The sequence below is a fragment of the Actinobaculum suis genome, from assembly GCF_900618115.1.
Taxonomy (GTDB): domain Bacteria; phylum Actinomycetota; class Actinomycetes; order Actinomycetales; family Actinomycetaceae; genus Actinobaculum; species Actinobaculum suis.
Genome location: NZ_UYIO01000001.1, coordinates 1399035 through 1421281, shown reverse-complemented (window position 1 = coordinate 1421281; position 22247 = coordinate 1399035). Strand labels below are relative to the sequence as shown.

The 22247-nt window shown below is 58.3% G+C and carries 13 protein-coding genes and 3 rRNA genes; all 16 read left to right on the top strand.

Features of this window, described 5'->3' with window-relative positions:
• Positions 1-164: 164 nt before the first annotated feature.
• The 16 genes from argH to H8274_RS05770 all read left to right on the top strand — a co-directional run bounded on the left by argH (position 165) and on the right by H8274_RS05770 (position 22021).
• Positions 165-1598, top strand: coding sequence for an argininosuccinate lyase (gene argH / locus H8274_RS05845; protein ID WP_185934071.1), 1434 nt, complete (start codon positions 165-167; stop codon positions 1596-1598).
• A gap of 235 nt (positions 1599-1833) precedes the next feature.
• Positions 1834-3108, top strand: coding sequence for a tyrosine--tRNA ligase (gene tyrS / locus H8274_RS05840; protein ID WP_185934070.1), 1275 nt, complete (start codon positions 1834-1836; stop codon positions 3106-3108).
• 825 nt (positions 3109-3933) lie between these two features.
• Positions 3934-5477: ribosomal RNA gene (locus tag H8274_RS05835) — 16S ribosomal RNA — on the top strand.
• 241 nt (positions 5478-5718) lie between these two features.
• Positions 5719-8835, top strand: a 23S ribosomal RNA gene (locus H8274_RS05830).
• A 140-nt stretch (positions 8836-8975) separates the two neighbouring features.
• Positions 8976-9093, top strand: a 5S ribosomal RNA gene (gene rrf / locus H8274_RS05825).
• The 16S, 23S and 5S rRNA genes sit together here, the layout of an rRNA operon.
• Before the next feature lie 561 nt (positions 9094-9654).
• Positions 9655-10566 (top strand): hypothetical protein, encoded by a 912-nt coding sequence (locus tag H8274_RS05820; protein WP_185934069.1) that lies wholly within the window; start codon positions 9655-9657, stop codon positions 10564-10566.
• 5 nt (positions 10567-10571) lie between these two features.
• Entirely contained in the window at positions 10572-11798 is a 1227-nt protein-coding gene (locus H8274_RS05815; RefSeq protein WP_185934068.1) for a tetratricopeptide repeat protein, read from the top strand.
• 4 nt (positions 11799-11802) lie between these two features.
• The gene (locus tag H8274_RS05810; RefSeq protein ID WP_065415254.1) at positions 11803-12819 is read left to right on the top strand and encodes an HAD-IIA family hydrolase; all 1017 of its coding nucleotides are present in this window, start codon (positions 11803-11805) and stop codon (positions 12817-12819) included.
• Between the two features lie 375 nt (positions 12820-13194).
• On the top strand, positions 13195-14076 hold the full coding sequence (locus H8274_RS05805; RefSeq protein ID WP_065415255.1) for a TlyA family RNA methyltransferase: 882 nt from the start codon (positions 13195-13197) through the stop codon (positions 14074-14076).
• Positions 14069-14917, top strand: a complete 849-nt coding sequence (locus H8274_RS05800; RefSeq protein ID WP_049620323.1) for an NAD kinase — start codon at positions 14069-14071, stop codon at positions 14915-14917. The genes H8274_RS05805 and H8274_RS05800 overlap by 8 nt, the downstream gene beginning before the upstream one ends.
• A complete protein-coding gene (recN, locus tag H8274_RS05795; RefSeq protein ID WP_083078660.1) occupies positions 14914-16608 on the top strand; it encodes a DNA repair protein RecN in 1695 nt (564 codons plus the stop codon). The genes H8274_RS05800 and recN overlap by 4 nt, the downstream gene beginning before the upstream one ends.
• Positions 16609-16613: 5 nt before the next feature.
• Positions 16614-17792 carry a putative cytokinetic ring protein SteA gene (steA, locus tag H8274_RS05790; protein WP_049620325.1) on the top strand — a complete coding sequence of 393 codons (1179 nt, stop codon included), beginning with the start codon at positions 16614-16616 and terminating at the stop codon, positions 17790-17792.
• Positions 17793-17804: 12 nt separating this feature from the next.
• A complete protein-coding gene (locus H8274_RS05785; RefSeq protein WP_176764507.1) occupies positions 17805-18770 on the top strand; it encodes a copper transporter in 966 nt (321 codons plus the stop codon).
• Positions 18771-18927: 157 nt separating this feature from the next.
• Positions 18928-19749: a hypothetical protein gene (locus tag H8274_RS05780; RefSeq protein WP_065415259.1), complete on the top strand. Its 822-nt coding sequence runs from the start codon at positions 18928-18930 to the stop codon at positions 19747-19749.
• Entirely contained in the window at positions 19746-21341 is a 1596-nt protein-coding gene (murJ, locus tag H8274_RS05775; RefSeq protein ID WP_185934067.1) for a murein biosynthesis integral membrane protein MurJ, read from the top strand. Before H8274_RS05780 ends, murJ begins: the two co-directional genes overlap by 4 nt.
• 59 nt (positions 21342-21400) lie before the next feature.
• Positions 21401-22021: an NUDIX domain-containing protein gene (locus H8274_RS05770; RefSeq protein ID WP_185934066.1), complete on the top strand. Its 621-nt coding sequence runs from the start codon at positions 21401-21403 to the stop codon at positions 22019-22021.
• The last annotated feature ends 226 nt before the right edge of the window (positions 22022-22247 follow it).

Here is a 22247-nt window from a genome sequence, read left to right as displayed (position 1 = left end):
TTTCTGCTCGCGGGGATTTAGCGTGCTTCTGACGATTCGCGCCGTTCTGCACGGGCGTACATTCGCTCACTTGGCCCGTACGTAGCTCGCGCTGAACCCACGCGCGCTGTTCACGAGGAGAGCCGAAGGCGGGCCGCGTAGCGTTTTCCTATTACCATGGGCGCATGTCGAAAAATACCGAACACATCGCGCTCTGGGGTGGCAGGTTCGCTGGCGGGCCAGCTGAAGCCCTCGCGGAGCTTTCCCGTTCTACCCATTTTGATTGGCGGCTAGCCCCGTATGACCTAGCTGGATCACGCGCACACGCCCGCGGTTTAGCAAAAGCCGGGCTGCTCACGGAAGAGGAACTAGGCGAAATGCTCCGGGCTCTGGAGGAGCTCGAACGGGCGGTGGAATCGGGCGAGTTCCGGCCTCGCCCGGATGATGAAGACGTACATACAGCTTTGGAACGTGGCCTGCTGGAATATGCGGGTCCCGAACTTGGTGGCAAGCTGCGCGCAGGGCGGTCTCGCAACGATCAGATTGCTACCGAAATCCGCATGTATTTGCGCGATGAAGCACGGATCTTGGGCGGCAAACTCCTAGACGTAGTAGAAGCGCTAATTGCGCAGGCGCGGGCAGCTGGAGATGCGATTATGCCGGGCCGCACTCATATGCAGCACGCCCAGCCGGTGCTCGTAGCCCACCAGTTGCTTGCCCATGCGTGGCCGTTCTTGCGGGATCTGGAGCGCTTGCAAGATTGGGACCGGCGCGCTGCCTATTCGCCATACGGGGCCGGTGCCTTAGCGGGAAATACGCTTGGCTTACATCCCGAACAAGTAGCTGCCGACCTCGGTTTTTCTGCCGTTACCCACAATTCGATTGACGGTACTTCGGCGCGCGATGTAGTTGCGGAGTTTTCCTACGTCATGGCACAGATCGGCATCGACCTTTCGCGCATCTCTGAAGAAATCATTATTTGGAACACCCAGGAATTTGGTTACGTCACGCTCGACGACGCCTACTCCACCGGCTCTTCCATCATGCCGCAAAAGAAAAACCCCGATATTGCGGAACTCGCGCGCGGCAAGGCCGGCCGGCTCATTGGCGACCACACCGGTTTGCTTGCCACCTTGAAGGGCCTGCCCTTGGCCTATGCCCGGGATTTGCAGGAAGATAAAGAACCCGTATTTGACCAGATTGACCAACTCGATGTGCTGCTCCCGGCCGTCAGCGGCATGATCTCCACCATGCGTTTCGACTATGAGCGCATGGAATACTTGGCGCCGCGCGGCTTCTCCCTCGCCACGGACATCGCCGAATGGCTCGTCCGCCAGGGGGTGGCTTTCCGCGACGCCCATGAGATTTCCGGGCAGTGCGTGCGCCGGTGTGAAGAACGCGGCATTGAACTGTGGGATCTTACGGATAATGAGCTCGCAGAAATCGACTCGCGGCTCACACCCGAAGTACGTGAAGTGCTGAGCGCGCGCGGTTCGGTAGAAGCTCGCAATGGTATTGGTGGTACCGCGCCTGTCCGCGTGGCCGAGCAACTCAGCGAAGCAGAAAATGCGCTGGCAGCGGCACGTAAATTCACGGATTCGCGCGTGGAAATGCGTTAGGCGAGCACCGGGGATCCGGGGTACGACGGCGTCGCCACCGGTATGCGGCGTGAAAGTGTGATTTCTGGTGCGGAGAGCCGGCAGGGAACTGAACCGGCAGGCAAAGCAGGGAACTGAGCGGGCACTGCACCGCGAAACGGTTGCGAAATGGTTTTGCCTTAGCGGGCAGAAACAGGCAAGATTTCTTTAGTGGGTACGTGTTGGGCGGCCCGCAAAATAGGTGAAAGGACAAATAGTGACGGACGTTCTGGACGAACTTGAGTGGCGCGGACTGATCGCGCAACATACCGATCTGGAGGCGCTACGCGCGCACCTGGCGGCGGGTCCAGTTACCTATTATTGCGGTTTCGATCCCACCGCTCCTTCTTTGCATCACGGGCATCTCGTAGCAATTAAGGTAATGCGGCACTTGCAACTTGCCGGCCATAAACCGATTGCTTTGGTTGGGGGAGCAACCGGGCTAATTGGTGACCCGCGGCCCACTTCGGAGCGGCAGCTCAATGCGCGCGAAACCGTGGCGCAATGGGCGGAAGCGTTGCGCAACCAGATCAGCGGTTTGCTTGATTTTGAGGGCGAAAATGCCGCGCGGATCGTCAATAACTACGAGTGGACGAAAGATATCTCCGCCATCGATTTCCTGCGCGATATCGGAAAATATTTCCGCCTAGGAACCATGCTCAATAAAGATATTGTGGCGCGGCGCTTGGAATCTGAAGAAGGTATTTCCTACACGGAATTCTCCTACCAAATTTTGCAAGCCTACGATTTCCTCGAACTGTATCGGCGTTACGGATGCACGTTGGAGCTGGGCGGAAACGACCAGTGGGGCAACTTGGTGGGCGGGCTTGACCTCATCCGCCGGGTCGAAGGAAAAGAAGTGCACGTGATGACGAACCCGCTCATCACCAAGGCAGACGGCACCAAGTTCGGTAAATCCGAAGGTGGCGCAATCTGGCTTAATCCCGAGATGATGTCTCCCTACGCCTTCTACCAGTTCTGGCTCAACACCGCTGATGAAGACGCCGTCCGTATGCTCAAAGTCTTTACTTTCCGTACTCGGGAAGAAATCGAAGAGCTTGCCAAACAGGTTTCGGAACGCCCCCAGGCACGCGAGGCGCAGCGGGTGCTTGCCCGTGACGTAACCACCTGGGTGCATGGTGCGCAGGCGACCGCGCGGGTAGAAGCAGCTTCCCGCGCACTTTTCGGAAGCGATGAGCTTTTCGATCTGGACGCTGCCACCCTGCACGACGCCGTCGCCGAACTTCCGGCAGCCGATGCCGAGGTAGGCCAGCCCGTCGTAGAACTCTTTGCCGCTACCGGCCAAGAAAGGGGGACGGGCGCGGCACGCCGCACCATTCGCTCCGGCGGCCTGTACATCAACAACCAGAAAGTAGAAGACGAAAACGCCGTACTCAGTGCCGAACAAGTACTCGATGGCGGATATGTGCTTCTGCGCAAGGGCAAGAAGAACTTGGCAGTTGGTGTGCTGGACGGTACCGCACGCGAGTAGACACCATGTTTGTTTGAGCGCGCCCGCGAGTAAGTGCGAAGTCTGTACGAGTCCAATAAACGCCTACGAAGCAGGGAAACGAAACAGGCAAACCTCGTAAGAAGGGCCTGATCTCGTAAAAGCGGCGAGCGTTTCAACAAGCGGTCAAACCTCAGAAAACAGTGAGCCTCGCAAGAGAGTGGCCAAACCAGTAAGAAGCAAATAAATAGCTCCCAAGTAGCCCCGCAAGTCACGCTGACTTGCGGGGCTACTTGTTGTTTTTGGTTTGTGTTTTTGTTGTGTTGGTGGGGTTTTGTGGGTGTGTGTTTGGTGTCACTGGGGTTTTGGTTTGTGTTTTTGGGGTGGGGTGGGTATTGTTTTCTGCTGTCGCCGGTTGGGGTTGTTGCTTCGGGTGGGCTGGTTTTTTGGCTTGTTCCTGGGGTTTTGGTTCTGGTTGGTGGTTGTTTGCTGGTGGTTTTGGCTGGCGGGCAGAGGTTGGGCTTGGGTCTTGTTTGGTTTGGGTTTGACTTTTGTTTGTTTGGTTGTTAGACTGCTGGTCGCTCTCCTTGTGGGGCTGGTGCCTTGTTTTGGGTGTTGGTTTTGTGGGGTGTGGGTGTGGTGTTTGGGTGCTTGATAGTGTGCCAGTTTGATTGATTTTGATTGTTGCTGATGTGGCAGTGCTGGCTGCAGTTCTGGGATGGCCTTTTTGGGGTTGTTTTGGGGTGTGGTTGGTGTTGTTGTGTTGGTGTGTTTTTTGGCTGCGCCTTGGGGGCTGGCTCTTTTTTGGGTTGGTTTTTGGGTGTGGTTGTTTTTTTGGAGTCGTTTTGGGCTCTTTGCATTTTGTTTTTTGTGGAGAGTTTGATCCTGGCTCAGGACGAACGCTGGCGGCGTGCTTAACACATGCAAGTCGAACGGAAAGGCTTCTTTCTTTTTTGATTGGAGTGCTCGAGTGGCGAACGGGTGAGTAATACGTGGGTAACCTGCCCTCAACTGTGGGATAAGCTTGGGAAACTGGGTCTAATACTGCATATTCTTCTGTCCTCGCATGGGGGTGGTTGGAAAGTTTTTTCGGTTGGGGATGGGCTCGCGGCCTATCAGTTTGTTGGTGGGGTGATGGCCTACCAAGGCGTTGACGGGTAGCCGGCCTGAGAGGGTGGTCGGCCACATTGGGACTGAGATACGGCCCAGACTCCTACGGGAGGCAGCAGTGGGGGATATTGCACAATGGGCGGAAGCTTGATGCAGCGACGCCGCGTGGGGGATGAAGGCTTTCGGGTTGTAAACTTCTTTTGGTGCAGAACAAGGCTCGCACTTGGGGTGGGTTGAGGGTATGTGCTGAATAAGCGCCGGCTAACTACGTGCCAGCAGCCGCGGTAATACGTAGGGCGCGAGCGTTGTCCGGAATTATTGGGCGTAAAGGGCTTGTAGGCGGCTTGTTGCGCCTGCTGTGAAAACGCGGGGCTTAACTTCGCGCGTGCAGTGGGTACGGGCAGGCTTGAGTGTGGTAGGGGTGACTGGAATTCCAGGTGTAGCGGTGGAATGCGCAGATATCTGGAGGAATACCGATGGCGAAGGCAGGTCACTGGGCCATTACTGACGCTGAGGAGCGAAAGCGTGGGTAGCGAACAGGATTAGATACCCTGGTAGTCCATGCTGTAAACGTTGGGAACTAGGTGTGGGGTCCTTTTCCGGGGTTCTGCGCCGTAGCTAACGCTTTAAGTTCCCCGCCTGGGGAGTACGGCCGCAAGGCTAAAACTCAAAGGAATTGACGGGGGCCCGCACAAGCGGCGGAGCATGCGGATTAATTCGATGCAACGCGAAGAACCTTACCAAGGCTTGACATACATTGCGATATTCCAGAGATGGGGTAGCTTTTTTGGTGGTGTACAGGTGGTGCATGGTTGTCGTCAGCTCGTGTCGTGAGATGTTGGGTTAAGTCCCGCAACGAGCGCAACCCTTGTCTTGTGTTGCCAGCGGTTTTGGCCGGGGACTCACGGGAGACTGCCGGGGTTAACTCGGAGGAAGGTGGGGATGACGTCAAATCATCATGCCCCTTATGTCTTGGGCTTCACGCATGCTACAATGGCCGGTACAGTGGGTTGCGATACTGTGAGGTGGAGCGAATCTCTGAAAGCCGGTCTCAGTTCGGATCGGGGTCTGCAACTCGACCTCGTGAAGTGGGAGTCGCTAGTAATCGCGGATCAGCATTGCCGCGGTGAATACGTTCCCGGGCCTTGTACACACCGCCCGTCACGTCACGAAAGTTGGCGACACCCGAAGCTCGTGGCCTAACCATTTTTTGGGGGGAGCGGTCGAAGGTGGGGTTGGCGATTGGGACGAAGTCGTAACAAGGTAGCCGTACCGGAAGGTGCGGCTGGATCACCTCCTTTCTAAGGGGTTTCCTGCGCTTGGGGTGCTGTGTTGGTGTCCTGTTTTTTGTGTGGGGTTTGTTTTTTGCGATCGGGGTTTTTCTTTCTGGCATGCTGTTGGGCTCTTGGGTACTTGTGCCCGTGCTGCCTGCGTGGCTCGCATTGTTTGTTTGGTGTGGGTTGTGTGGTGTTGGTGTGGTGGTTGTGAATCGTATAGTGGATGCGAGCATTTTTCTGTAATTTCTGTGTTTTGTTGAGTTTTTTGTAGGTGTTTTAGGGCGTTCGGTGGATGCCTTGGTGTGATGGGCCGAAGAAGGACGTGGTGGCCTGCGATATGCCTCGGGGAGTTGGCTTGCGTGCGTTGATCCGAGGGTGTCCGAATGGGGGAACCTGGCCTGCTTTTTGTGGGTCGCCTGCTGCTGAATTGATAGGTGGTGGGTGGTTACGTGGGGAAGTGAAACATCTTAGTACCTGCTGGAAGAGATATTCTGTGAGTAGTGGCGAGCGAAAGCGGAGGAGTCTAAACCTTGTGCGTGTGATAGCCGTCGGGTGTTGCGTGCGGGGGGTTGTGGGGCGTGCCTTTTCCCTTGCCGACGTGGGGGAGCGTAGTGATAAACCGTGCTGGTAGTTGAAGGGTCTGGGATGGCCTGCCGTAGTGCGTGATAGCCGTGTAGATGAAACTGGTGTGGCTGCGTTGGTGTGTGCCCGAGTAGCGCGGGGCTCGTGGAATCTCGTGTGAATCTGCCAAGACCACTTGGTAAGGCTAAATACCCATTGCGACCGATAGTGGATAGTACCGTGAGGGAATGGTGAAAAGTACCCCGGGAGGGGAGTGAAATAGTGCCTGAAACCGGGCGCCTACAATCCGTCAGAGCCCTTTTTTGTGGGGGTGATGGCGTGCCTTTTGAAGAATGAGCCTGCGAGTTAGTGGCATGTGGCGAGGTTAACCTTTTGTTGGGTAGCCGTAGTGAAAGCGAGTCTGAATAGGGCGTTTAGTTGCGTGTTCTAGACCCGAAGCGGGGTGATCTACCCATGGCCAGGGTGAAGCGCGTGTAAGAGCGTGTGGAGGTCCGGACCCACCAGGGTTGCAATCCTGGGGGATGAGTTGTGGGTAGGGGTGAAAGGCCAATCAAACTCCGTGATAGCTGGTTCTCCCCGAAATGCATTTAGGTGCAGCGTTTTGTGTTGTTTTGTGGTGGTAGAGCGACTGGTTGGTTGATGGCCTGTTGTGGGTACTGATGTCAGCCAAACTCCGAATGCTGCAAGGCGAGCAGGGCAGTGAGACTGTGGGGGATAAGCTCCATTGTCGAGAGGGATACAGCCCAGATCATCGGTTAAGGCCCCTAAGTGTGTGCTAAGTGGGAAAGGATGTGGAGTTGCGTTGACAGCCAGGAGGTTGGCTTAGAAGCAGCCATCCTTGAAAGAGTGCGTAATAGCTCACTGGTTTAGTGGTTCCGCGCCGACAATGTAGCGGGGCTTAAGTGCACCGCCGAAACCGTGAAGATGGTCCCTATGTTTGTGTGGGGGTTGTTTGGTAGGGGAGCGTCGTGTTTGGGGTGAAGCTGGTTGGTGATGACTGGTGGACTGGATGCGAGTGAGAATGCAGGTATGAGTAGCGTTTGGCAGGTGGGAATCCTGCCGGCCGTATGACTGAGGTTTCCAGGGGTAGGTTTGTCCGCCCTGGGTTAGTCGGGTCCTAAGGCGAGGCCGACAGGCGTAGTCGATGGGTGACCAGTTGATATTCTGGTACCGGCCTTGAACCGTCAAGTGTGCTGCGTGTTGATGTTAACTGCCATGAAGTTGCTTGGGTCTTCCCATTTGTTTGGGTTGGTTTGGGTGGTGGATTTGTGGGAACCAAGATGTGTGGTGCAAGCGTGTTAACGGGTGTGACGCAGAGTGGTAGCTTCGCGTGCCTAATGGCTTGGCACGTCTAAGGGTGTGGCCTGTTTCTTTGGTAAATCCGGGAAGCGTGTGGGTGAGGCCTGATGGTGACTGACCTTTTTTGGTTGGGAAGTAGAGTGAGCCTGTGCTGCCGAGAAAAGCATCGACGTTAGGTTTGGGGTTGCCCGTACCGTAATCCGACACTGGTGGTTGGGTAGAGCATACTAAGGCTTGCGAGTGAATCGTGGTTAAGGAACTCGGCAAAATGCCTCCGTAACTTTGGGAGAAGGAGGGCCCTTGCCTTGAAGCTGCCTTTGCGTGGCTAGGGGTTGGGGGTCGCAGAGTTTGGGGAGAAGCGACTGTTTATCAAAAACATAGGTCTGTGCGAAGCTGTAAGGTGATGTATACGGACTGACGCCTGCCCGGTGCTGGAAGGTTAATCGGACTGGTGATCCCTCTTTGTGGGGGTGAGGCTGGGATGTTAAGCCCCAGTAAACGGCGGTGGTAACTATAACCATCCTAAGGTAGCGAAATTCCTTGTCGGGTAAGTTCCGACCTGCACGAATGGCGTAACGACTTCTCCGCTGTCTCGACCATGAGCTCGGTGAAATTGCAGTACGAGTAAAGATGCTCGTTTCGCGCAGCAGGACGGAAAGACCCCGGGACCTTTACTATAGCTTGGTATTGGTGTTTGGTGCGGTTTGTGTAGGATAGGTGGGAGACTGTGATCTGGTGGCGCTAGTTGTCAGTGAGTCGTTGGTGAAATACCACTCTGGTCGTGTTGGATGTCTAACTGTGGCCCGTGATCCGGGTTCGGGACAGTGCCTGGTGGGTAGTTTAACTGGGGCGGTTGCCTCCTAAATGGTAACGGAGGCGTTCAAAGGTTCCCTCGGCCTGGTTGGTAATCAGGTGTTGAGTGTAAGTGCATAAGGGGGCTTGACTGTGAGACGGACGTGTCGAGCAGGTACGTAAGTAGGAACTAGTGATCCGGCAGTGGCGTGTGGAAGCGCTGTCGCTCATCGGATAAAAGGTACCCCGGGGATAACAGGCTGATCCTGCCCAAGAGTTCATATCGACGGCATGGTTTGGCACCTCGATGTCGGCTCGTCGCATCCTGGGGCTGGAGTTGGTCCCAAGGGTTGGGCTGTTCGCCCATTAAAGCGGTACGCGAGCTGGGTTCAGAACGTCGTGAGACAGTTCGGTCCCTATCCGCTGCGCGCGTAGGAGAATTGAGAAGGGCTGTTCCTAGTACGAGAGGACCGGGACGGACGAACCTCTAGTGTGCCAGTTGTTCCGCCAGGGGCATTGCTGGTTGGCCATGTTCGGGAGGGATAACCGCTGAAAGCATCTAAGCGGGAAGCTTGCTTCGAGATTAGTTCTCCAACCAAAGTTTTTGTTTTGGGTGAGGTCCCCTGTGGATTACGGGGTTGATAGGCCGGGGGTGGAAGCCTTGTGAGGGGTGGAGCTGACTGGTACTAATGACCGACCATCTACAAAGATTGTTTTTCATGGTTTTTACGGTTGTTTTGGTGTTTGTGTCTGCTATGCGATTCTTGACTACCAGACCAGCACGGCCACACGCACACATGTATGCATATGGTTTGTGTGTGTTTGTGTGGTTGGTGGTGTTTGGTTTTTGGCGGTGGTTTTAGCGGTGGGGTTACGCCCGGTTTCCATTTCGAACCCGGTAGCTAAGGTCGCCTGCGCTGATGGTACTGCGCTCGGGAGGGCGTGGGAGAGTAGGTCGCTGCCGCCAAAAATATTTTTGTGGGTTTAGCGGGGATACTCTTTTTGGGGTGTTTCCCGCTTTCCCTGTTTAACTGCTTGTTTGGCTTGTGGGTTTGTTGTGGCTGGTTTGCGGGTTTGGTTTGGCCTGCGGGCTAGTCTGTTCGGGCTTGGTTGCGGGTTGGTCTGCGGGCTAATCTGTTTGGTTTTTGGTTGCAGCTGGGTGGTTGGCTGGTCGGTTGGCCTGTTGGTTGGTCGGCCTGTTGGTGTGCGGGTTTTGGTTTTTGTTTGGGGGCTGGGGTAGGCCCCCATTTTTTATTTAACCAGCCTGAAGGGTCTGTGGTGGTGATCGCTCCAATGGCGTCGCCACGTGGTTTCAGGTACGTGTAGAAGGTAGAATGAAACGGTATTCAGAGCCGGATGGCTCGGTTGGCTTATAAGTGAACTGCGAGGATTTATTTAATGTCTGATAATGAGCGTCGGGACCGTAACGACTCTTCGAGCGGATGGGAATCGGCTTCCGGGCGCCGGGGATCCTCGGGTCACAGAAGCGACCGCCGGCGAGATAACAGAGACCGCCACTTCTGGAGCGATGGCTCCGGTGAAGCGCATCGTGGTCGGCGCGATTTTAGCGATAGGAGATCAGACCGCGGATTCCGCGACCGCGACGGTGGCCGCGACCGCGACGGGCACCGTGATCGGCGTGGGCGTGGTTGGGAAGATTCGCGTGGGTACCGGGATCGTCGTGATGATGGTGGTCGGGGTCGGCGTTTTGATCGGGATGATCGGCGCGGTCGTGACTTTGGAGATGGTGGTCGCGGGCGTGGGCGTGATTTCCAGGACCGGGACCGTGATTTCCGTGGCCGGGACCGGGATTTCCGTGATCGGGATCGTGATTTCGGTGGTCGTGATCGGCGTCGTGATGATCGGCGTGGGCGTGGTTGGGAAGATTCGCGTGGGTACCGGGATCGTCGTGATGATGGTGGTCGGGGTCGGCGTTTTGATCGGGATGATCGGCGCGGTCGTGACTTTGGAGATGGTGGTCGCGGGCGTGGGCGTGATTTCCAGGACCGGGACCGTGATTTCCGTGGCCGGGATCGTGATTTCGGTGGTCGTGATCGGCGTCGTGATGATCGGCGTGGGCGTGGTTGGGAAGATTCACGTGGGTACCGGGATCGTCGTGATGATGGCGGTCGGGGTCGGCGTTTTGATCGGGATGATCGGCGCGGCCGCGACTTTGGTGGAGGTGGTCGCGGGCACCGCGACTTCCGCGACCAAGACCGCGACCAACGAGAAGACCTACTTGCAACAAACACTGAAGAACAAGCCGTGCATAGCGACAGCCAGGCCTCCGCTACACAAGAACGTGAACCGCGGCGCGACTTTCGCTCCCACCGGCCGGAACGCGAAACCACGCAGGAACAACGCGCAGGACGCCGCGATCCAGAAGTCCCCGAATCAGTACGGGCCTCTGACCTGGACCCCCAGACTTCACGTAGCCTGAAATCCTTGTCCAAGCGGACCGCTGATCGGGTTGCACGACACCTCGTCTATGCCGGCATGATGATGGACGAAAACCCCGAACTCGCCTACGAACACGCAAAGGCAGCTTATAGGCAAGCTGCCCGAGTCGACGTCGTACGCGAGGCACTGGGTATTGCCGCCTACCTGACCGGACGCTACAGCGAAGCGCTACGCGAACTACGCACCTACCGGCGCATGACGGACGACTATTCCCATGCGCCACTAGAAGCAGACGCCGAACGCGGGCTCGGCAAACCTGAAAAGGCGCTTTCCTTCATTGCGGAAGTCCCACTGAAGCGACTCTCCCCGGCAGCACAAATCGAACTCGCAATTGTCACTTCCGGGGCGCGCGCCGACACGGGCGACTATGCCGGCGGACTCTCGGTGATCGAAAGAATCAAATCCGAAAACCTCGGGGAAGAACTCCGCGCCCGGGTAGAACTCGTGAAGGCAGACCGGCTCGCAGAGGTCGGGCAGACCGAGGAAGCCGAAGAACTGCGCCGCCGCTGGACGCCGGTATACGAAGGTGAAGGCGAAGTCGATCTCCTCATGGAAATCGAAGAAGAACCGGAAGAAGACCAAACAGCGGAAGAAGCCGCCACAGAAGACCTAGCAGCCGGCGCAGGAGATGAAGAAGCGGCACAGGATGAAGCCGCCGCGGCTGAAGCTGCTGGGGCTGAAGCTGCTGGGGCTGAAGCTGCTGGGGTTGAAGCTGCTGGGGTTGAAGCTGCTGGGGTTGAAGCTGCTGGGGTTGAAGCGGCTGGGGCCGAAATGCCGGAAGACACAGCCCCCGAAGCCACAACGGAGAAAGAAGCCCCAGCCCAAGCTGAGGAATCACAAGACGCTACAGTGTCCGTGGAAGGCAAGGAAACGGCAGAAGCTGAAACAGTAGCCCCGGCGCAACTGCCAGTAGAATCCGAATCGGTGACGGAAGAAGAAGCTCGGGTACCGGAAGAAACGTCGGCTGCAGAAGAAGAAACGCCGGGTGCGGAAGAAACTGTCTCGCAGCCGACCGTTTCGGAAAGCGATGCGGCGGCGGAATCTAATAGCAAAACGCTTGTCGAAGCCGCAGCGGAAACAGCACCGGTAGCGGATTCTCAGCCGGAACCGGAGACGGATAATGTGGCGGAACCGGAAGAAGCACAAGAAAATTCGGAAAAGACGGCGAACGTAGACGCAACTGCCGCAGAAAAAAATAAGAAGGAAGACTAAAGCTATGCAAAAGCCTTTCGCACAAAACTATGACGGAGCACTTTTCGATCTGGACGGAGTAGCTTACCTGGGCGGGGATCCCGTTCCGCACGCGGCGGAAGGCTATAGCGCGGCCCGTGCCGCCGGCATGAAAGCCGTGTTCGTGACGAATAATGCTTCCCGCCCACCAGAGACAGTGGCAGCACAGCTAAACGAACTCGGATTAGAAACCCGGCCGGAAGACATCCTCACTTCGGCGCAAGCAGCCGTGCTACTCGCACAGCAGCTTTTGCCGGAAGGCGCGAAAGTCCTCGTGATTGGCGGGGCCGGGCTACATGAGGCCATGAAAGGATCCGGTTTCCAACAGGTAGCCTCGGCTGATGATAATCCGGCGGCGGTGATAGAAGGCTTCTATCCGGAAATCGGATGGAAACAGCTTTCCGAAGCAGCACTCGCCATCCAAAAAGGTGCTCGGTTTATCGCCACAAATTTGGATGCCACTCTTCCCCAAGAACGCGGACATATGATCGGTAACGGTTCCCTAGTTGCCGCGATCGTTAACGCGACCGGTGTGCAACCTACTTCTCCGGGCAAACCAGATCCCGGAATATATAAGATTGCAGCCGAAAAACTTGGAGCCCAAAACCCATTCGCGGTGGGGGACCGGCTCAACACGGATGTGCGTGGGGCGGTCGCTGCCGGGATTCCTTCCCTGCATGTACTTACGGGAGTGAATTCGGCGCGCGACATTATGCTTGCCGTACCAGAAGAACGGCCGACCTTCCTCGCTGATGATTTGCGGGCCCTCAACGAGGTATACCCGCAGATAACCAAAACCGGTGATACTTGGACATGCGGCGAGGAAACCGCCCGGCTAGTGGGAACCAAACTGGAAATTTCCAACCAACAAGGTGACCAGATTTTCCTCAACGCCTACCGAGCGGCCGTACACGCGGTATGGGAAGCAATTGATGCCGGCCTGGCACGCGAAACGCTTGGGGCAGAGCTTCCCGATTACCAAGTAGTACGACCGGGCGAATAGCACGGTGATAGAAGGACGACGCTAGAGGCACGCGGCTAAATGTGTGCTTCTAGCGCGAGGGCTGGAAACAAAAAGCAGTAAACAGGAAGCAGGAAGGGTAAAGGTGGAAGGAACAGGGCAAGATCTAAAGGCACAGGGAACGGGCCAGACCGGGCCTACACCTACCTCTGCCCATATACCTACACCTACCCCTGCGCCGCGGACTGCGCCTATGCCCGAGCCCGGTTCTGGCAAACCTGGGCCCAAACCACAGGCACCTGTACAAGTGGAAACACTATTGGCGGAACTAGAAGGTAAAGATATCGGGGAGCAAATCGCGGACCTGGAAACCATTGTTAGTGAACTAAACCGGCAACTAGGGCGAGCACGCGCATAATGGCCCGCATGATCCGTGTAGATGCCGAACTGGTGCGGCGCAAAATGGCCCGCTCTCGCGCCGAAGCTAGCGAATTGATCCGGGCCGGGCGCGTCTTCCTCGACGGCGGGGAAGTAACCAAACCGGCCCGGCTTATGGACCCGGCCCAAGCCTTAGTAGTGCGCGAAGCCGGGCTGGAACATTACGTTTCACGCGGGGCATACAAACTTCTTGGCGCCCTCGACGCCCTCGGCTCGGCCGGCCCCCAAATAGCTGGCGTACACGCCCTAGACGCGGGTGCCTCCACCGGCGGGTTCACCGACGTTCTCTTGCGGCGCGGCGCCGCCCACGTCACCGCCGTCGACGTCGGCTACGGACAACTAGCCTGGAAGCTGCGCGAAGACCCCCGCGTAACGGTAATGGAACGGGTGAACGTGCGCAGCCTACAAGCCGGGCAAATCACGCCCGCCCCGCAACTCGTGGTAGGCGACCTATCTTTCATCTCGCTCACCTTGGTAATCCCCGCCTTGGTTGCGGTAGCCGCCAGCGACGCCGAATTCCTACTCATGGTCAAGCCACAATTCGAAGTAGGCCGGCAGAAAATCGGTGCACACGGCGTGGTACGCAACCCGGAATACCATGTGGAAGCAACGCTGAAAGTGGCGCAAAGTGCCCGCACAAACGGCCTGGGTATCCAAGCGGTAGCCGCCTCACCGCTACCCGGCCCCGCAGGCAACGTCGAATACTTCCTGTATATGCGCGCGGGCGCACCAGACCAGCTCGGCGAAAACCTCGAAAACGCGGTCCGCACGGCAGTGGCTAACGGGCCGGCCGGAAAAACAGCTACGATAGGGCAAACGAGCACCGGCGCGCAGGAAACGAGGGGAGTCGCGCGTGAGTAAGCAACGCAAAGTCTCGCTTGTAGTCAACCAGGCACTACCGGAAAATCTGGTGCAATCTGCCCAGCGAGCAAAAGAACTCTTCACCGAATTAGGCGTGAAAATTGATGAAACGGAAACCCTAGAAGGCGCAGCAGGTAGCGACATAATTCTCGTCCTCGGCGGGGACGGTACGCTCCTGCGCGGCGCCGAAATTGGGCGGCAAGTAGATGCGCCCGTGATGGCAATCAACTATGGGCATATGGGTTTCCTTTCCGAAGCTGAACCGGCCGCCTTGCCGCAAGTAGCGCGGCGGATTGCCGCCGGAGACTGGCGGGTAGAAGAACGCATGACCGTCGATGTTATGGTGCGCCACCCCGATGGGCATACCGAAACCGGATGGGCGCTCAACGAAGCCTCCGTGGAAAAAGATTCCGGCTCGCGACTCATCGAAGTATCTATCGGGGTAGACGGGCGTGAACTATCCGCGTTCAAAGCTGATTCCGTGCTGATTTCCACTCCCACCGGGTCTACCGCCTACAATTTTTCGGCCGGCGGGCCCGTGGTCTGGCCAGATGTGGAAGCCATGCTCCTCACGCCCGTAGCTGCCCACGCCCTTTTCACCCGGCCACTCGTAGTGGGCCCAGATTCGGAACTCGAAGTGCGGATTTTACGAGCCGGTTCCATAATTTGGTGCGATGGGCGGCGCGGCCTGGCCGCCCCACCCGGATCGGTAATTCGGGCCGTGCGCGGGTCCATCCCCGTGAAACTTGCCCGGCTTTCTGACGTCCCGTTCTCCGGACGGCTCGTCACCCGATTCGAACTACCGGTGAAGGGGTGGAGCCAAACGGAGGTAGGACAGTGATCGACCACGTCACCATACGAGACCTGGGAGTAATTGCCGAAGGAGAACTCGCAACCGGGCCGGGCCTGACCGCACTCACCGGAGAAACCGGGGCCGGAAAAACCATGGCCGTCACCTCCCTCCAACTACTCCTCGGCGCAAAAGCCGATGCTTCACGCGTGCGGGCCGGAGCACGCGCCGCCGAAGTAGAAGGCACCTTCGTAATCCCCGCCGATTCGCCGGTACTAGAACGAGTAACAGACGCCGGCGGGGCCTTCGAAATAGAAGGAGAAAATGCCATCCTCATCGTGGCCCGCCACGTGCCCGCCAAAGGACGCTCCCGCGCCTATGTGGGAGGCCGTTCTGTTCCCACCGCCGTGCTCCGCGAAATCGCTTCCGCTTTTGTTACTGTGCACGGCCAATCTGACCAAATCCGCCTGGCTAGCGGGTCCCAACAACGTACCGCTCTAGATGCCTACGGCGGAGAAAAAATCACGGCAGCAAACGCGCAGTGGCAACAGGCATACCGCCAATATTTAGAAGCCGGCCAAGCATTGCACGAATTTGAGGCAGGGGCGCGCGAAGCTGCCCAGCGGCGGCTTGCCTACACGGCTTTCCTTGAAAAAATCGAAGCCGTAGCGCCCACCCCCGGCGAAGAAGAAGAACTGCGCGCCCAAGCCTTGCGGCTCGAAAATTCCGAAGAACTGTATGCTGCGTTTTCCCGCGCGGCCGGTCTGCTCACCGGTTCTGATGCCGTAGAACTACCCGCTTCCCGGGCAGTAGCCGAAGCCCGGGCCAAACTATCCGAAATTACTGATCCCACCGGGCAAGAACTTGCCGGCCGGCTGGCCTCGGTGGAAGCAGAAATAGACGACGTCGGGCAAGAACTAGCCGGCGCCGCGCGCGCCACCGAAGCCCAACCCGAACTCCTCTCGCAGATTTACTCCCGGCGCCAAGAACTGGCGGGCCTGCGCAAAGAACTCGGTATGGACATTGACAGTGCGCTCGACCAAGCCACGCATGCCCGTCGCGAACTTGAAAAACTGGGCGACCCCGAAGGCACCCGGGAAACCCTCGAAAAAGAATTACGTGAAGCCACCGCACACATGGAAAAAGCCGGCAAAAAACTACGCACTGCGCGCCAACAGGCAGGTGCCGCCCTGGCCGCGCAAGTCACAGCAGAACTACCCGCCCTTTCCTTACCAGACGCCAAGTTTGAAGTGCGAGTCGAAAAAGCCGAACCCGGGCCCTCCGGGGCAGACACCGTGGAATTCCTTCTCGCCTCCCACCGCGGCGCACCCCTTGCCCCGCTAGGCAAAGGAGCTTCTGGGGGAGAACTCTCACGCGTCATGCTCGCCGTAGAGGTCAGCCTCGCCAGCCAGCGCAGTGAGGGATCTCATACGTTTCTTTTTGATGAAATAGATGCGGGGATCGGCGGGAAAGCCGCCACCGCGGTAGGGAAACGTCTCGCCAAACTAGCGGAAACCGCACAGGTGATCGTAGTGACTCATTTGCCGCAAGTAGCTGCGTTTGCTACCACTCAGATAGCTGTGGTCAAGCAATCCACACGCGGTACCGCCCGCACCGAAGTGGTCGAACTAACCGGGGAAGAACGCATTTCTGAACTGGCCCGTATGCTTTCGGGTAATGAAACTGACGTGGCACGCGCCCACGCCGCTGAACTACTTCGCAATGCGTTTGTGGCACGATAAAGCTTGTGGCATGGATAAAACGACGTAAATCGGTGGTCGCGACGCCCGGAACACTCAACGGGCCGGCCCGCGTGGATCGGCGGACGAAAAATTTGGTGCGTCGCGTACAACCGGGAGATATTGCGATTATCGATCACGTAGATCTGGATCGGGTAGCGGCAGAAACCCTGGTGGAAGCTAAACCGGCGGCGGTACTCAACGCGGCCAAATCGATCTCGGGCCGATATCCGAACCTGGGTCCGGAAATCCTCAATGAGGCCGGCATCCCTCTGATTGACGATTTTGGCTCTGCGATTATGGACATTCGCGAAGGTACCCGCATCACCGTGGAAGAAGACGGTAGCGTGACCAGCAACGGGCAAATAATCGCGCAAGGAATTATTCAAGACGCCGAATCAATCGCGGACGCTATGGAAGCGGCGAAAGCCGGGATGACCACCCAATTGCGGGCCTTTGCCACCAACACGCTCGAATACATGGAAGAGGAACAAAACCTCATCCTCGACGGTGCTGGCGTGCCCGATATCCGCACCAAAATCGAAGGGCGCGATGTCTTGATTGTGGTGCGCGGGTACCGCTATAAAGAAGACCTGGCCACCTTACGGCCCTATATTCGCGAATACCGCCCACTGATCATTGGCGTGGACGGGGGCGCCGATGCCGTCCTGGAAGCCGGATACAAGCCGGACATTATCGTGGGAGATATGGACTCGGTATCCGACCAAGCTTTACGTTCAGGTGCCGAGATCGTGGTGCATGCTTACCGGGATGGCCGTGCGCCCGGTAAAAAACGGGTGGAAGATTTAGGGGTGAGCCACGTAGTGTTTCCCGCCACCGGAACTTCCGAAGATGTGGCTATGCTCCTCGCAGACGCGAAAGGAGCCGGGCTGATTGTGGCGGTAGGTAGCCACAACACGCTCGTCGAATTCCTGGATAAAGGCCGGGCCGGGATGGCCTCTACTTTCCTTACCCGGCTCGTGGTTGGCGGCAAACTGGTAGACGCCAAAGGCGTTTCCCGGCTTTACCGGTCCCGGATTTCCAACTGGATGATCGTGCTCCTGATCATTGCCGGTTTCCTGGCAATAATGGCAGCCCTCGCCTCTACAGCAGCCGGTCAAGCAAGTATTTCCGTGATCGGTGCCAGGCTCGGTGATTTCTGGGCCTGGCTGGGAAGCCTCTTTTAAGGATTGATGTCGATGGTAGATTTTAAATATCATGTAGTTTCGCTAGTGTCCGTGTTTTTGGCCCTCGCGGTGGGAATCATCCTCGGTGCCGGGCCCCTGCAAGGATCGATCGGAAACACCCTTACCGGTCAGGTGGATTCCTTGCGCGAATCACGCGATGCTATGCGGGTCGAACTTTCGGAGGCACAATCCGAGCTCGACGCCGCTAACCGGGCGGTGATCGCCGCGGGCGAGCAACTTACCGCGGGTACTCTCAACGGTCGCAATATTGCGATCGTGACGGCTCCGGACACTCCTGATGAAGCGGTGAAGGCCGTGCGGGAACGCGTGGAAGGCGCGGGCGGGCACATTTCCGGGGTAGTACGGCTCACCGAAAACTATGCGGCCGCTTCTTCTGCTTCTTACCGCAGCGTACTCGCCGGTAACCTCGGAACCTATATTCAGGGCGACAATGCGGGCGCATCCGGTGATGCGATTATTGCCGCGGGCGTTGATGAACTATTGCGCGGGGGCACAGGCAACCCCAATGGTAAGAGCCTGCAAACCTTGCTTACCTCTGCGGATAACAAGTTGCTGGATATTACCCAGCAACCAGAAGGCGGCGCCGCGGCCATCATCTTTATTTCTTACGACGCCGACCATGCCGGCGCCAACGGAGAGGTAAGTCCGAGTGCGGATGCCACGCCGCGGGGAAATATTGCGCAAATCCATGCTGATGCTTTCGCGGTGTGGGCGGCGCGCGGCCCAGCCGTAGCCGTGGGTACCACGGATGTGCCGGATTCCACACTCGATAAAGTGCGGCGCAATGGCACCGGATCCACGGTCGATTCCGCCGGTTCTGCGCTATCTGGCGTGAATGCTACCTTCGCAACTGCCGCTGAAATTACGGGCAAACATGTTTCCCTCGGCGTGGGGAGCGGGGCCAGTAAAATCTTGGGCGACCGCGTAGACGCTGCCGAAGTGGCTCCCGCGGCCTAAGTGGCTCCCGCGGCCTAACGCTTTCACCTGCCACGAGTAAAGTTATTGCGTGCAGCGCGGGACGCCGCGAGTTATGCGGGGCTGCGCCGTGGTGCCGGAGGGTGCCGGGGGACCGGAGGGTGCCGGGAGAATTGAAATCTCGAAGTGGGGGACAAGCATGAGAAGAAAGCGCAGACGGCGCGCCCTGGTAGCCGCGGCCGGTGCCCTGGCCGCGGCCGGCACCCGCGCGATTTTGCGGCGTCGCGAACACTCGGCCTGGCAGCGCACAGCCCATGATGGCCGGCAGGTGAGCTTGGGAGAAGGCGTAGTGGCAGCCGCTGGGTTGAGCGTGACGGCAGGGATGAGCGGAATTGGCGGAGCGGCGCTGCTCGCTACCGGAGGGGCCGCCACAGCCGGGTACATTGACGATACTTGCGCGGAGCGTTTTGCCGAAAACCCGAAAGGCCTGCGTGGCCACCTGGGAGCCTTGCGGCGCGGCGTCCTCACCTCCGGGAACGTGAAACTAATGCTGATTGCCTCCAGCGCGGCGCTGAGTGCGCGGGCCTTGCGCCAGCCCGGCGATATACCCTTCTTCGACACTGCCGTGCGTACCGGCCTGATCGCCGCTAGCGCGAATATCATCAACCTTTTCGATTTGCGCCCCGGCCGGGCCCTAAAAGTTGCGGGCTTGGCCGCGCTTCCTTTGCTCGGAAATAGCGTTCCGCTTCCCGCTTCCCGCTTGGCGGCCGGAGTGTGCGGGGTAGGCCTGGTGTGCGCGGAAGATGACCTTTCCGGAAAAACGATGCTCGGCGATACCGGTGCGAACGCTTTTGGGGCAACGCTCGGCACCGCCTGGGCACTCCTGCCGCGCCGCACGGTTCGTTGCGCAATCCTGGCTGGGCTAGTCGGGCTCACTTTGGCGAGCGAACGGGTTTCGTTCAGCAAAATCATCGCAGAAACACCGATCTTGCGCAGCCTGGACGAAGCAGGAAGAAGATGAAACGAGTTCTCGGTTCGGCGCTTGGCGCCGCGGGAGCTATTTCAATCCTTACCCTCCTCTCGCGTTTCGCCGGGTTCGTGCGCGCCTGGGCACAAAACGGCGCCTTGGGTGCAACTGTGGCAGGCGAAGCTTATTCGACGGCGAACACCGTTCCCAATGTGCTTTTCGAACTAGCGGCAGGCGGGGCCTTAGCCGCTGCCGTGATCCCGCTGGTCTCTGGATTCCTCGCCAAACATATGCGCCAGGAAGTCTCCCAAACCGCTTCCGCGCTTCTCACCTGGGTGTTAGCCGTGGGGTTTCCGATCGCGGCCGTGGTAGCCCTGACCGCCCGCCCAATCATGGCTTTCCTGCTTGGCGTGAACGCTAGCGCGGCCGAGATTTCCTTTGCCGCCAGTTTGCTGCGCATGTTTGCCCTGCAAATCCCGCTTTACGGGTTATCGGTGGTGTGCACGGGAATCCTGCAAGCCCAAAAACGTTTCATTTTGCCAGCGCTCGCCCCGCTGCTCAGTTCTTTAGTGTGCATAGCCACCTTCGCCATTTTCGCTTACTTAGGTGGTGGCAACCAAGAAGATCCGGGCGCGATCCCCACGGTGGCACGGTACGTACTTGGGTGGGGAACGACGGCGGGAGTGGCCGTTTTTTCCCTCCCGCAACTAATTCCGGTAGCACGCACTTTGCACTTGCGGCCCAGCTTACGTTTCCCGCCCGGGGTAGCCAAACGGGCCTTGCGGCTCGCGGGGGCCGGGCTGGCCGGCCTGCTGGCGCAACAAATTCAAATTGTGGCGGTGATGATCTTCGCCAACGGGTGCGGGGACGTAGGAACTTACCCGGTCTACACGTTCGCAAACCAGATTTACATGGTTCCCTACGCGGTTTTGGCCGTACCGATCGCCACCGCGGTATTCCCCAAACTATCGGAAGCTGCCGCACTGCCGGGCCGGCCCGGCCTAGCGAAAATCACGGCGCGTTCTACCCGGCTCGTTTTCGATATTGGCTTGGTATGTATCGCTTTGTTGGTTGCGGTGGCGGTTCCCGCGCAAAGCATTTTTGACGTTTTGCGGCCGGCCGATGGCATGGCCGAAGCCCTTATCGCGATGGCTCCGGGCCTGCTCGGTTACGCGGTTATCTATCACGGCTCACGCGTCCTCTACGCGGTGGAAGCGGCCCGTTCCGTCACCGTCGTCAACTCTGTGGCCTGGTTAGCGGTAGTACTCGGCCTGGTTATTGCCTGGGCGAGCGGGGCGCACGGCCGCGATCAAGTACTCGTGGCGATTGGCATGGCCGTCACCTTTGGAATGACGATCGGTGCGCTTGGACAAGTGCTCGCGATTCGCCGGGAGATCGGGCCGGGTGCGGTGCGCGGGCTGTCACGTTCCGCCCTCGTGGTATTACCCGCCGCTGTTGTGGCAGGTTTAGCCGGGTATTGGTGTGGCCAATGGTTGCTCAGCGCGCTAGGTACGGGGCTGCTTGCAGCCCTAGTGGCGACGGCGGGAGCCGGCATTATTTGCTTAGCGATTGGGGGCGGGGCGGTCTTCTTCGTCGATCGGTATGAACTTCGGCAAGTAAAAGTAACAAATAAGAGCGTCAGGTAAGAGCGGCGAAGAATTGTAGATTGGCCCGCCCGGGCGAGGCGGCGCCGGGAGGAGAACAGATGAGCAAGCACACGGATGAAACTGCAAACCTAAGCGCGCAGCGCGCGGTTTTGCACGATATCTATGATCCGGAACATGTGCAGCTGGTGGAGCGGCGCACGCCTTATGAGGGCTTTGTGACGGTGCGCGAAGATACCGTGGTCTTGCAATCTACCGGGGAGGAAATTGCGCGGACCTGGGTAGACCGCGATGACGCTGTGGGTGTGTTGCCGCTGCGGGAAGGAGAACAGGGCACAGAGGTTTTGCTTATCCGCCAGTACCGGGTGCCGGTGCGGCGGCTCATGTGGGAAATTCCGGCGGGATTATTAGATATCCCCGGTGAGGACCTAGAAACCGCGGCCCGGCGCGAACTTCTGGAGGAAACGGACTACGAGGCGGGGAAACTGGAAAAACTCGTCAGCTATTTCAGTAGCACCGGCTTCAATAACGAACACCTGACTCTCTACACTGCCCGCGATTTGCGCCCGGGGCGCGCGGCGTATTTTGTGCGCACCGGAGAAGAAGCAGAAATCGAAAAACGCTGGTTCTCTTTTGAAACGGTTCTTGCGGCCGCGCTGGCCGGCAACCTGGAATGCCCGACCCTGCTCATGGCCGTACTGGCCTATGCGGCACGCCGCTAGCGCGGTCCAGTTGCTAGCGGGGTTAGCGCGTGCCAGTTGCTAGTGCCGCTAGTATGCGCCGCGTCTCAGCGGGGTTAGCGCGGTCCAGTTGCCAGCGATGTTAGCGCGTAACTTTAGCCCTGGTGTTAGCGTGCAGCCTTAGCCCTGGTGTTAGCGTGCAGCGCGAGTGCATCGGTGGCAGCTACGTCGTCGTTGATCGAGGTTGCGCGATCGCGCTGGAAGCTAC